Origin of the sequence: Streptomyces sp. NPDC102279 (assembly GCF_044766365.1) — a bacterium.
Classification (GTDB): domain Bacteria; phylum Actinomycetota; class Actinomycetes; order Streptomycetales; family Streptomycetaceae; genus Streptomyces.
In genome coordinates, this window is the sequence record NZ_JBIWLU010000005.1 from 1 (window position 1) to 12108 (window position 12108).

The following is a 12108-nucleotide window of genomic DNA, read 5'->3' on the forward strand; positions in this document are numbered from 1 at the left end:
GGTTGATAGGCCAGATCTGGAAGGCGGGTAACCGCTGGAGGTGACTGGTACTAATAGGCCGAGGGCTTGTCCTCAGTTGCTCGCGTCCACTGTGTTGGTTCTGAAACCACGAACAACCGTCGTAGCTATGCCACGGCTCCGGTTGACAGTTTCATAGTGTTTCGGTGGTCATAGCGTGAGGGAAACGCCCGGTTACATTCCGAACCCGGAAGCTAAGCCTCACAGCGCCGATGGTACTGCAGGGGGGACCCTGTGGGAGAGTAGGACGCCGCCGAACAAGTTTTGAGAAAACCCCCGTACCGGGGATACCGGTACGGGGGTTTTCTGCGTTCCAGGACCGTTTTTTGGTCGTCGGAGAATTGAAGAGAAAAGGGGGCGGTCTCCGTCAGGAGACCGCCCCCTTTCTCGTTTCCCGGCTACTTCAGGCGGGACGACGCCACGATCGAGACGATGTGGGCCGGCACCAGGAGCCAGACGATCGCCGTGACGGCGATCGTGGCGATGCGAGTGGCGGTCAGGTCGCCGAGGGCCAGGTCGATGACCGCGGTGACGAGCAGCAGAAGGGTGCACTCGATGCCGTTGACCAGGCGGTGGAGGCCGACGGCCGAGGCGAGCCGGCGGACGCTGGCGAGGCCGCTGGAACGCGGGACGACGGACTGGTCGGTCGCCTTCTGCATGCCGCTGTCGGAGCGGGCCACGTGCACGAGGTCCGAGGACGACTTCAGCAGCAGGACACCGATGGCCGCCGCGAGCCCCGCCACCAGGTAGAGGTCGAGGCCGAGCTGGGCGGCGCGGATGCCCATGCCGACCATGACGGCGGCGTCGGCGAGGTAGGCGCCGAGTCGGTCCAGGTAGACGCCGAGCGGGCTGAACTGGCGCCGCCAGCGGGCCACTTCGCCGTCCACGCAGTCGAGCAGCAGATACAGCTGCATGAACAGGACGGAGAGGACCGCCCCGCCGAGGCCCGGCAGGATCAGGGCGACCCCGGACAGGACACCCGCGGCCACCATGATCACCGTGATCTGGTTCGGCGAGATGCGGGCGTCGACGAGCCGGAGGGTGACGCGGAGGGACAGCGACCTCATGTAGAGGCGGCCGGCCCAGTGTTCGGCCCTGCTGTCCAGCTTGCCCTCGGGATGAATGACGGTGCGGAGTTCCTCGAGTTGGACCTTGGCCATGCGGTGTTTCTCCCTGACGAGCCGGTGCTGTAGCGGTTGTTGGCTGGAACTGTCGTACAAGGGAAGAGCATGACGGGGGGCGGGCCGGCGGCGTTCGGCAGGGTGGATATCCGGGTGAGCGATGGTGCGTGCCCGTACTACCGTGACCCTCATGAACCACGTGATCCGTTCCATATGGCCCGACGAGTGGCGTCAGGTGAAGGAGCTCAGACTCGACGCGCTCCGGGACCCCGTCGCCCATCTCGCGTTCCTGGAGACCTATGAGGACGCCTCCGCCAAGGCCGACGGCTTCTGGAAGGAGCGGGCGGCCGGGGCCGCCGTTGGCGTCGAGGAGCGGCAGCAGTTCGTGGCGGTCGGCGAGGACGGCGCGTGGGACGGTTCCGTGACCGTGCTGGTCGAGGAGGCCGGCTCGGTGGACCCCTTCGGGACGGTCACCGAGCAGAGTCAGGCGCATCTGGTGGGGGTCTTCGTGCGGCCCGAGCACCGGGGGAGCGCGGCCGGGGTGACCCAGGCACTCTTCGACGCCGCTCTCCTGTGGTCCTGGGGGATCGGACTGGAGCGCGTACGGCTCTTCGTCCACGAGAAGAACAGCCGGGCGGAGGCGTTCTACCGGAAGGCCGGTTTCCGTCCCACCGGGAACACCGTGCCGATGCCCGGGGAGACCGGGGAGCTGGAGCTGGAGTTCGTGATCACCCGGAGCGAGTGACGGAACGATCTCCGGCACCCGGCTCAGCGGCCTAGGATCCCGGGGAGGATCGCAGCCGTCTCGGGGGAGCACACGTGGAACTCGCCGCTGTCGGAACGAGGTTGGCCTCGGCCGCCGTGGGCCCCCTGGTGAAGAGGCTGTTCGTCACCGAAGGACCCGGCGCCGGTCTCGTCGACCGGCCGATCCGCATCTCCGGATACGTCTCGTTCAAAGGGGAGAAGCGCTCCCTCACCGAGGCGGACGTCCGTGAACTCGCCGCCAGGCTGGTCCGGCAGGGGCTGCGGAGCGGCGAACGGCCCGTCGCGGCCGACGAGGAACAGGCCGTCGTCGACGCACTGGGCACCACGCTCCACGCGCTCGGCGACCTCACCCTCACCGACCTCGACGCGGTACGGCTGGGGCACCAGGAGTTCGCGCGCGAGCTGCGGCGGGCCGGTGACCGTCCCGAGCGCCATCTGAGCTCCCGGGCCACGTACTTCTACGAGCGTCTGGTCGACACCGCCTGCCTGCACATCCTGCAGTTCTTCACCCAGCGGTCGACCTTCGTCGCGCACGCTCTCGTGGAGCAGGCCCGGGGCCTCGACGAACTCATCGCCAAGGTGGACGAGTTGGTGCGGCGCAGCCCCCTGCCGGGCGGCGAGGACTCCGCCTTCGAGCAGCGGTATCTGGATCATCTGCGCAAGAAGTACGGCAAGCTCACCATCCACGGGATCGACCTCGGCGGCTCGCCCACGCGGTGGCCGCTGGAGGTGGCGTACCTGAACCTGGAGACGACCCGTCGGGTGCCGGGTCCGCCCCGGGGCGGACCCGATGTGCAGGGCGGCGGCCCGGCCGACCTGGAGCGCGTACGGGCGTACCAGCGGGCGCTCGCCGACGGGACCGAACCCGCCGACCAGGCCCTCGCCTCCGACCGGCGGGTACTGCTGCGTGGTGAGGCCGGTTCCGGGAAGAGCACGCTCGTGCAGTGGCTGGCCGTCACCGCCGCCCGGGGGGAGTTGCCCGACCGACTGGAGTACCTCGACGACCGGGTGCCGTTCGTCCTCCCGCTCCGCACCCTGACGCGCCACGGCGAGCGGCTGCCCAACCCCCGTGACCTGCTCGCCGCGACGGGCTGCCCGCTGGCCGGCGGGCAGCCCGACGGGTGGGAGGACCGGGTGCTCCTGGCCGGACGCGGGCTGATCCTCGTCGACGGGATCGACGAGGTGCCCGAGCCCGAGCGCGAACGGACCCGCGGATGGCTGCGGGACCTGATGGAGACGTACGGCGGGGAGAACCGCTGGCTGGTCACCTCCCGGCCGTCCGCGGTGGGCCATGACTGGCTGGTCGAGGACGGGTTCTGCGAGCTGACGCTCTCCGCCATGGAGCCGACCGACGTCGCGGCCTTCATCGAGCGGTGGCACGCGGCCGCCGGGACGGGTACGGACGACGGAGGCGAGCTGGACCGGTACGCGGCACAGCTCCGCACGGCCGTACGAACGCAGCCGGACCTCGGGCGGCTCGCGACCAACCCCCTGATGTGCGGGCTGATCTGCGCCCTGCACCACGACCGGCGCGGCCGGCTGCCCCACGGGCGCAAGGACCTCTACGAGGCCGCTCTGTCGATGCTGCTCAGCCGCCGTGACCGGGAGCGGGACATGGCGGTTCCCGCACTCCGTGAGGAGCCACAGCTGGAGGTGCTCCAGCTCCTCGCCTACTGGCTGATCAAGAACGGCCGTACGGAGATGGACCGTTCACGGGCGGAGGCCATCGTCGCCCGGGTGCTTCCGGCGGTACCCGAGGTCGGCGAGCTGGGCGGCGCGCCGGCCGTCCTCGACCACTTCGTCCAGCGCAGCGGCCTGGTGCGCGAACCCGTGCCCGGCACCGTGGACTTCGTCCACCGCACCTTCCAGGACTTCCTGGGCGCCCGGGCCGCCGTGGAGGAGGGCGACCTCGGGCTGTTGGTCGAGCACGCGGACGACGACCAGTGGGAGGACGTGATCCGCATGGCCGTCGCGCTCGCCCGCCCCAGGGAGCGCGAGACGATCTTCCGGGAGCTGTTGGCACGGGGGGAGCGGGCGCCGGACCAGCGGGTACGGACGCGGATCCACCTTCTCGCGGCGGCCTGCCTGGAGCACGCCACGTCGCTCGGCCCGTCCGTGCGGGAGGCCGTGGAGCGGTCGGCCGCCACCCTCGTCCCGCCGGGGAACGAGGCGGAGGCGCGGGCCCTGGCTGACGTCGGACCGCTGATCCTGCACCTGCTGCCCGGACCCGGCGAACTCGACGACGACATGGCCGCCTACTGCACGGTCATCGCGGCCTCGCACATCGCCTCGGACGCCTCCGTCGCCTTTCTCGCCCGCTTCACCGGCCACCCCTTCGTCCGGGTCCGTGCCCAGCTCATGTGGGCCTGGTCGCGCTTCGACAGCGCGCGGTACGCCGACGAGGTCATCGCACGGCTGGATCCGGAAGGCCTCATCCACACCGTCCGCACCGACGAGCAGCTCGGTCACCTCGGGCGCCTCGGCCGGGTGCCGCAGAGCATGGACGTCAGGCCAGGCGTGTCCGTGGCCGCCCTGACCGCCTACCTCTCGCGGCACCGCGTCCGTGAACTGACCGTCCCCGAGGGCATGGTGACCGGCGTGCGGGCCGCGCTGCCGGAGGACTCCGTCGAGGTGGGCGCCGATCCCGTGCGCGGTGTCGACGGCCGGGTCCGGGCGGTGCGCCTGACGCTCACGTGACGTCCTCGCGGACGGCTTCCGGTCAGTCCGGAAGCTCGTATCGCGGCCACCGCGAACGGAGTTGTTCACGGGAGCGGAGGAGGGCCAGGGTCGGGAGGCCGCGGGCCGGGCCTGTGGTGAGGAGGTCCGGGAGCTGGGGGAGCGGTGCCACGGCCGCCACGTCGTCGAGGACGAGGGTGAGTGGTGGGTCGAGCCGACCGGAGGATGACCGTTCGGCCATGCGCCGGCCACGCTCGACCACGCTTGAGGCGAGGGCCGTCAGGAGCGGCATGGCGCCGGGGTTCGCCTTGGGGTCCTCGATCGGTTCACCGACCACATAGAGCGTGCCCCCTTCGTCGACGAAAGAATCCAGGGTGAGGCTGTCAGTTCGGTTCGGGGTGCAGGATTCCCGGATGTTGACCGTGCCGAGCGACGAGAGGGCCCGTGCTGTCAACTCCTGTGCGATGTCACGGCGTTCGGCATGCGAGGTGAGTGCGGCCTCCAGTTCGCCGGCGGCGCCGGACGCGGCCTTGGGGTTCGTCCGCAAGGCCCGTACGGCGTCCTGGACCTGCGCGCCCTGGGCCCAGCGGTGCACGTGGCGGAAGGCCTTGCCCTCGACGGCGGCGGCGTGCAGGTAGCTGCGCAGGAGCGTTTCGGCGACGTCGGCCATCGCCTGGTCCACCTTCGCGGTGGGGCGGACGGCGGCGAGGAGGGCGCTCGCGCGGGCCGCGGCCGTCTCCCGGTCCTGGCAGCCGGCCGCGGGGGACCAGTGGAGGCGGGCCGGGGTGTCGCACAGGTGGGTGGGGTCGTAGAGGAGGACGGGGCCCAGCTTGGCGCGGGCGTCCTTGGTCTCCGACCAGATGCGCGGGTCCGAGGTGACGACGAGGGCGGGGCCCTCGGCGTCGCGCACGGCCTGGGCAGCGGTGGGCCGGCGGGCCTCGGCCGCCGCCAGGACGACCGCGTGGGTGTTCTCCCAGGCCTGCTTCGGCTGGGCCGGTGTCGTGGTGAGGGGCGCCGCGCCGTCGGTGGGAGCCGCTTCCCGGCCGCCCGCCCACATCGTGGCCGCGGTGGCGGCCCCCGCCCCCGCGTCCGCACCCGAGGCGGCCCGGCCGGCGGTCCGTCCGGCCGGCTGTGCGCCTGCCTGGGCGGCGCCCGTCCGCTCTCCGGACCGATCCGCCGTCCGGACGTCCTCCGCGGCCGGGAAGGACGCGTGGGCCGTCGCGGGCGGCGGGGCGGGCGTCGGCTGCGCCGGGCCCGGGTACTCAGCGGCGGCCGGGGGCTGCTGCTCCGCCCACGCCTGCTGTTCGGCCCTGGCCGAGGGGACCACCGGGCCGATCGCGCCCGCGGACGCCACGGCTTCCGCACGTCTTCGGGCGCGGCCCGCGCGCCACCGGGCCACCGTCCCCATCACGAACACGGTGAGGACCAGCAGGACCATCAACTGGCCGATGAACAGGCCCCAGAAGAGCCCGTAGCCGGACAGCTGGGCGGCGGGGGTGTCGGGCCAGGCGCCCGGCAGATCGTGCGGCGCGCCGATCAGGTACCGCATGGCCGACGGCGTACGCGGGAAGGTGACGGCCTCGGGCCAGGCACCGCGGGAGAACAGGCCCGCGAGGCCCGTGGCCGTCCACACCATCAGGGTCATGCCGAGGAGGAAGCCGAGCACCCCGACCAGCAGGCCGTCGGGGATGCCGCCCTCCCCCTCGCGACGGGGGCCGTGCCGGTCGTCCGGTCTCATCTCAGGCCGCCTCACGCCACCGTGGACTCGGAGGAGTCGTCGAGGTCGCTGAGGTGCTGCTCCATGAAGGCCGCCGCCCGTTCCTCGGCCTCCAGTTCGGCGGCGCGCATCGCGTCGCCGGACAGGAGGAGGTCCGCCGACGACTCGGTCATCGCCCGGTCGGTGAAGACCAGGGGGCGTTCGGTCTCGGTGATCAGGTGCTTGACCACCTGGACGTTGCCGTTGACGTCCCAGACCGCGATGCCCGGGGTGAGCGTCGGGATGATCTCGACCGCCCAGCGGGGCAGGCCGAGGACCCGACCCGTCGACCGCGCCTCGTCGGCCTTCTGGGCGTAGATCGTTCTGGTCGACGCCATCTTGAGGATCGCTGCGGCCTCCTTCGCCGCCGCCCCGTCGACGACGTCGGAGAGGTGGTGGACCACCGCCACGAAGGACAGACCGAGGCGTCGCCCGAACTTCAGGAGCCGCTGGAAGAGCTGGGCCACGAAGGGGCTGTTGATGATGTGCCACGCCTCCTCCACCAGGAAGATGCGCTTCTTGCGGTCGGGCCGGATCCAGGTGTGCTCCAGCCACACGCCGACGATCGCCATCAGGATCGGCATGGCGATGGAGTTCCGGTCGATGTGCGACAGGTCGAAGACGATGAGGGGCGCGTCCAGGTCGATGCCCACCGTGGTCGGCCCGTCGAACATGCCCCGGAGGTCACCGTCGACGAGCCGGTCGAGGACCAGCGCGACGTCCAGACCCCAGGCCCGTACGTCGTCTATGGCGACGTTCATCGCCTCGGCCGACTCCGGTTCGGGGTGGCGCAGCTGCTCCACGATGTCGGTCAGGACGGGCTGGCGATCGACGATCGTCTCGTTGACGTAGGCGTGCGCGACCTTCAGGGCGAAGCCGGACCGCTCGTCGAGGCCGTGGCCCATGGCGACCTCGATGATGGTGCGCAGCAGTGCCAGCTGGCCCGTCGTCGTGATCGCGGGGTCGAGCGGGTTGAGCCGGATGCCCATGTCGAGGGCGGCCGTCGGGTCGAGCCGGATGGGGGTTATCCCCAGCTCTTCCGCGATGAGGTTCCATTCGCCGGCGCCGTCCTCGCCCTGGGCGTCGAGGACGACGACCTGGCGGTCGCGGAAGCGCAGCTGGCGCAGGACGTACGTCTTCTCCAGGGCCGACTTGCCGTTGCCGGATTCTCCGAGGACCAGCCAGTGCGGGGCGGGCAGCTGCTGCCCGTACAGCTGGAAGGGGTCGTAGATGTAGCCCTTGCCGGAGTACACCTCGCGGCCGATGATGACGCCCGAGTCACCGAGGCCCGGCGCGGCGGTCGGGAGGTAGACGGCCTGGGCCTGTCCGGTGGAGGTGCGGACCGGGAGCCGGGTCGTCTCGATCTTGCCGAAGAGGAAGGACGTGAAGGCGTCGGTGGCGATGGACAGCGGATCCCGCATCAGTGCATCAGCCCCTACCTGCGGATTCCGGTGGCGAACGGCAGTGTGTTGACGAAGGCCCGGTGGTGCTCGCGGTCGCACCACTCCAGCTTCAGGTACGACTTGCCGGCCGAGGCGCGGATGGTGCGCTTGTCGCGTGCGAGGGCCTCGGGGTTGCGCGAGGACACGGTGATGTAGCCGACGAGGTTGACGCCGGCGGCGCCGCTCGCGAGGTCCTCGCCGCGCTGGTCGAGGCGGTTGTGCGAGGCGATGTCGCGGGGGTCGACGGTGCGGTTCATCTTGGCGGCGCGGCTGGCCTCGGCGTCGTCGTTCGTCTTCTCGGTCAGCATGCGTTCGATGGCGATCTCGGTGGGTTCGAGGTCCATCGTCACGGAGACCGTGCGGATGACGTCCGGGGTGTGGACGAGCAGCGGGGCGAGGAAGTTGACGCCCACGGGGGTCATCGGCCACTCCTTCACCCATGCCGTGGAGTGGCACCAGGGGGCGCGGGTGGAGGACTCGCGGGTCTTCGCCTGGAGGTACGTCGGCTCCATGGCGTCCAGCTCGGCCGGCCAGGCGTTGCGCTTGGTCATGGCCTGGATGTGGTCGATCGGGTGGTCCGGGTCGTACATCGAGTGCACGAGGGAGGCGAGCCGCCCCTGACCGAGCGGCTGCCGTACGCGGATGTCGGCTTCCTGGAGCCGGGAGCAGATGTCCGTCAGCTCGCGCGCCATGACGACGGCGAGTCCGGCGTCGCGGTCGAGCTTGCGCCCGCCCTGCGGCCGGGCGGCGCGTGCCATGGCCTGCGCCTCGGATGCCAGTTCGCGCGAGTAGTGCATGCACGCGACGAGGTAGGCGCGGTGCTGCTCGCTGCTGGTGGACACCATCGACTGGAGGTGGTCGTAGGACTGCTGGAGCCAGCCGGGGGCCCGTTCGTCACCGCGTAGGGAGACGTCCTTGGCGTGGGCGTCGGGGTCGGCGGGGAGGGTGCGGGCGAGCATCTGGAGGCGGGTGACGAAGCCGTCGCCGTTCGCCACGTGCTTGAGCAGTGTGCCGAAGCGGTCGACGAGGGCTTCCTGGTCCTCGCTGTCGCGCAGGCCGACGCCGGGTCCTTCGATCTCGATGGCGGCCGTGACGGTGCGGCGGTCGGCGTGCAGCAGTACGGCGATCTCGTCGGGGCCGAAGGGGGCGGCGAGCCAGGAGATCCGGCCGATGCCGGGCGGCGGGCCGATCTCGACCTCCTTGCCGTCGATGCGGAGTCCGGCCTCCATCACCTGGCTGCGGTACGCGGTGCCCTTGCGCAGGCTCCGCTTGTAGCTGCGGTTGATCTCGAACCACTTGTAGAACGTGCGGCGCTTGTACGGGATGTACACCGCGGCCAGCGCGAGCAGCGGGAAGCCCATGAGCAGGACGATCCGCAGGGACAGGACCGGGACGAGCAGGCCGCACATCATGCCGAGGAACGCGCCCGCGATGATGAGCGCGATCTCGCCGGACTCGCGGTTGCGGCCGACGATCGCGTTCGGCCGGGCGCGGCCGATCAGATATGTACGGCGGGGCGTGACCACGTGGGACACGTGGGACTCGGTCGTCAACGCCCTTCACCTCCCGTGCTGTTGGTGCTGCTGTTGCGGGTGTTGCTCGCGTGCGGGGTGTTGACCGGGCTGCTACGCGGTGGGGGTGCGGCGGAGGGGACAGATCCGCCGCCTCCGTTCGGCGTACGACTGCTGTGCGCGGCCACACCACCGGACACCGGGTTGGCGGGGCGGGGCTGGCTGCCTCCGCCTCCGCCGCCGTTGTTGTCCGCGCGGGCGCTGTGCGTCTTGATGCCCTGCGCGACCATGGTCGCCGGGGAGCTGATGACGGCGGCTGCCTTGCCCTCGGCGCCCTGCATGATGCGGTTGTTGCGGGAGCCGGCGAGCTCGTCGCCGAAGCCCGGTACGAAGCGGTAGATCATCGCGCTGGCGAAGATGGCGAGCAGGATGATGGCGAGGCCCGAGACGACGGCGGAGAACGCGTCGGGGCCGCTGTCGGAGCTGAGGGCGCCGGCGAGGCCGAGCACGATCACGATGACCGGTTTCACCAGGATCACCGCGATCATGATGCCCGCCCAGCGGCGGACGTGGCCCCACAGGTTCTTGTCGACCAGGCCCGCGTAGACGACGGTGCCCAGCAGGGCGCCGACGTAGAGCAGGGCGGCCCGGATCACCAGCTCCAGCCAGAGGACTCCGGCGGCCAGGATCGAGACCAGCGAGACGACGATCAGCATGATCGGGCCGCCGCCGATGTTCTCGCCCTTGCCGAGGGCGCCGGAGAACGTCCCGAAGAACGCGTCCGTCTGGTTGCCGGTGGTCTTGGCGAGCACCTCCGTGACGCCGTCCGTCGCCGAGACGACCGTGTAGAGGATCAGCGGGGTGAACGCCGACGCCAGCACGGTCAGCCAGAGGAACCCGATCGCCTCGGACAGGGCCGTGCCGAGGGGGACACCCCGTACGGCCCGCTTCGCCACGGCCAGCAGCCACAGCAGCAGGGTCAGGATCGTGGACGCCGCGAAGACGACGGCGTACTGCTGGAGGAACTTGGGGTTCGTGAAGTCGACGTTGGCGGTGTCGTTCACGGCGGCGGAGAGTTTGTCGACGGTCCAGGAGGCGGCGTCGGCGCAGCCCTTCGCCAGGGAGGAGAGCGGGTCGAGGGTCGACCCGAGCCCGGAGTCACCGGTCAGCCCGGTCTTGCCGCCGCCGCCGCTCTTGTCGCTCTCGCAGTACTTTTTGGCAGGGCCGCGCACGAGATCGCACGCGTTGCTGCTGGGAGTCGGGGTGGGGGCCGCCATGGCGTTGGTGGCCAGCAGGACGGCGGCCGACTGCACCGCCGCCACCGCGGCAGCGAGCGAGAGGGCACGACGCGGCTTGTTAGCGGGCATACGTGAACCCTCCGTACTCCTCGACAGCCTTGGTCATGTCGTCGGCGGTGGAGGCCTTCTGGTCCCGACCGACCGGGACCGGCCCGTCCTTCTGCGTGAAGTCGGAGACCTTCCAGTCCTCGCCGGCCCACTTGAGCTGGTAGGTCGTCGTGTACCAGCTCTCCGACACCGGGTTGGTGGATCCTTCTCCGGACAGTCCGAACAGCGACGTGTACCAGAGTTCGACGGTGGCCGTGTCCCCGCCGGAGGCGGTGAGTTTGGTGCCCACGGGGATGATCCGCGAGACGAACGTCTGACCGGCCGGCGCGGCCCCGTCCTTGTCCAGGCCGATGTTGGTCAGGAACTTCTCGCTGGAGTACGCGGTGTCCAGGTCCGGCTGCCGGGCGGCAGCCACGTCGGGTGTGTACACGGCGTCGACGATCGCGTGCCGCTGCCCGGTGTCGAACATCCCCGTCGAGCCCAGCGCGATCCCGTAGTTGGTGGCCGCGCTCTGGGCGCCCTCACCGGTGTGGGGGAAGCCCGAGGGGATGCCGGCGGACTTCGTGTCCACGGGGTGGTCGCCGGAGGCGGACGTCGGGGACGTCTTCGCCTTGTCGCCGCCCGTGTCGCCCGCCGAGGGCGAGTCGTCGCCGCGGTTCGCGAAGGCGATCGCGGCGATGAGGAGGACGACGACGCCGACGACCGTGATCAGGCTGCGGGAGGAGGATCCGCGGCCACGGCGGGCACCGCCGTAGACATCGCCCGGGCGGTCGGGGAGGCGGGTGCGGGTCTGGCCGGAGCCGCCGTACCCTCCGCTCTCGCCGCGCGGGGCGTCGCCGTACCCGGGTTCGTCTCCGAGACTCATGCCGCGTACGCCCCCTCAACCTCTCGCTGAACCACGTAGTACGACGGTAGCCGTGCTGGTTCCCGCGCGGGCGCGGTGTGGTGACTCGACATCAGGGAAACGCAACCTCAGCCGGTGGGCACGACGGACGGGTGGGTCGGAGGACGGGGTGTCCGGGCACGCCCGGCCGGGGACTGACGATGCGCCGGCTGCGGCGCGGTCCGGCCGGGCTACACGGCCATGCCGTACACGATGGTGAAGAGCGTGCCGAGGGAACCGATGATGAAGACTCCCGTGAGCCCGGCGATGATGAGGCCCTTGCCCTGTTCGGCGCTGAAGGTGTCGCGGAGGGCGGTCGCGCCGATGCGCTGCTTGGCCGCACCCCAGATCGCGATGCCGAGGCACAGCAGGATGGCGACCGCCATCACCACCTCGACCATCACCTTGGCTTCGTTGCCCAGGCTGCCGAAGGGGCCCCAGTCCGGGGCGATCCCGCCGATGATCGTGTTGATGTCGCCCTTGTCGGCTGCGAAAAGCATGTAAGTCACCGCCCCTAGTGGGTAGTTCTGCACCCCCTGCCACTGCGCAGAGGTCGGGCCCATTCTCGCCGACAAAGACGCCTTCGCATG

Annotated in this window: 9 protein-coding genes and 1 rRNA gene; 3 read left to right on the forward strand and 7 right to left on the reverse strand. The window is 70.8% G+C overall.

The genetic code is table 11. The annotated features are described in order from the left end of the window. Nucleotides 1-160: 160 nt before the first annotated feature. Nucleotides 161-277: ribosomal RNA gene (gene rrf / locus ACIRQH_RS12925) — 5S ribosomal RNA — on the forward strand. A 139-nt stretch (nucleotides 278-416) separates the two neighbouring features. On the opposite strand, the gene ACIRQH_RS12930 is transcribed toward rrf, so the two are convergent. Beyond that, nucleotides 417-1178 carry a CDP-alcohol phosphatidyltransferase family protein gene (locus ACIRQH_RS12930; protein ID WP_358822423.1) on the reverse strand — a complete coding sequence of 254 codons (762 nt, stop codon included), beginning with the start codon at nucleotides 1176-1178 and terminating at the stop codon, nucleotides 417-419. Between the two features lie 151 nt (nucleotides 1179-1329). Between ACIRQH_RS12930 and ACIRQH_RS12935 the strand changes: the two genes are divergently transcribed. Then, a complete protein-coding gene (locus tag ACIRQH_RS12935) occupies nucleotides 1330-1884 on the forward strand; it encodes a GNAT family N-acetyltransferase (protein ID WP_358822422.1) in 555 nt (184 codons plus the stop codon). A gap of 74 nt (nucleotides 1885-1958) precedes the next feature. Further along, nucleotides 1959-4601, forward strand: coding sequence for an NACHT domain-containing protein (locus ACIRQH_RS12940; protein WP_404225741.1), 2643 nt, complete (start codon nucleotides 1959-1961; stop codon nucleotides 4599-4601). Between the two features lie 22 nt (nucleotides 4602-4623). On the opposite strand, the gene ACIRQH_RS12945 is transcribed toward ACIRQH_RS12940, so the two are convergent. From ACIRQH_RS12945 to ACIRQH_RS12970, 6 genes are all read right to left on the reverse strand, one after another. Beyond that, nucleotides 4624-6318, reverse strand: a complete 1695-nt coding sequence (locus ACIRQH_RS12945) for a type IV secretory system conjugative DNA transfer family protein (protein WP_404225743.1) — start codon at nucleotides 6316-6318, stop codon at nucleotides 4624-4626. Between the two features lie 11 nt (nucleotides 6319-6329). Beyond that, nucleotides 6330-7757, reverse strand: a complete 1428-nt coding sequence (locus ACIRQH_RS12950; protein WP_358822419.1) for an ATP-binding protein — start codon at nucleotides 7755-7757, stop codon at nucleotides 6330-6332. Between the two features lie 14 nt (nucleotides 7758-7771). Beyond that, a complete protein-coding gene (locus ACIRQH_RS12955; protein ID WP_358822418.1) occupies nucleotides 7772-9331 on the reverse strand; it encodes an SCO6880 family protein in 1560 nt (519 codons plus the stop codon). Beyond that, nucleotides 9328-10656: a hypothetical protein gene (locus tag ACIRQH_RS12960; protein WP_388875114.1), complete on the reverse strand. Its 1329-nt coding sequence runs from the start codon at nucleotides 10654-10656 to the stop codon at nucleotides 9328-9330. Before ACIRQH_RS12960 ends, ACIRQH_RS12955 begins: the two co-directional genes overlap by 4 nt. Next, nucleotides 10646-11500: a hypothetical protein gene (locus tag ACIRQH_RS12965; protein WP_404225746.1), complete on the reverse strand. Its 855-nt coding sequence runs from the start codon at nucleotides 11498-11500 to the stop codon at nucleotides 10646-10648. Before ACIRQH_RS12965 ends, ACIRQH_RS12960 begins: the two co-directional genes overlap by 11 nt. Before the next feature lie 209 nt (nucleotides 11501-11709). Further along, nucleotides 11710-12018 (reverse strand): hypothetical protein, encoded by a 309-nt coding sequence (locus ACIRQH_RS12970; protein ID WP_037622434.1) that lies wholly within the window; start codon nucleotides 12016-12018, stop codon nucleotides 11710-11712. Nucleotides 12019-12108 lie beyond the last annotated feature (90 nt).

Coding starts and splice junctions, on each gene's coding strand:
- ACIRQH_RS12945 (WP_404225743.1), bottom strand. CDS start 6,318: ATGAGACCGGACGACCGGCACGGCCCCCGTCGCGAGGGGGAGGGCGGC.
- ACIRQH_RS12950 (WP_358822419.1), bottom strand. CDS start 7,757: ATGCGGGATCCGCTGTCCATCGCCACCGACGCCTTCACGTCCTTCCTC.
- ACIRQH_RS12965 (WP_404225746.1), bottom strand. CDS start 11,500: ATGAGTCTCGGAGACGAACCCGGGTACGGCGACGCCCCGCGCGGCGAG.
- ACIRQH_RS12930 (WP_358822423.1), bottom strand. CDS start 1,178: ATGGCCAAGGTCCAACTCGAGGAACTCCGCACCGTCATTCATCCCGAG.
- ACIRQH_RS12970 (WP_037622434.1), bottom strand. CDS start 12,018: ATGCTTTTCGCAGCCGACAAGGGCGACATCAACACGATCATCGGCGGG.
- ACIRQH_RS12935 (WP_358822422.1), top strand. CDS start 1,330: ATGAACCACGTGATCCGTTCCATATGGCCCGACGAGTGGCGTCAGGTG.
- ACIRQH_RS12960 (WP_388875114.1), bottom strand. CDS start 10,656: ATGCCCGCTAACAAGCCGCGTCGTGCCCTCTCGCTCGCTGCCGCGGTG.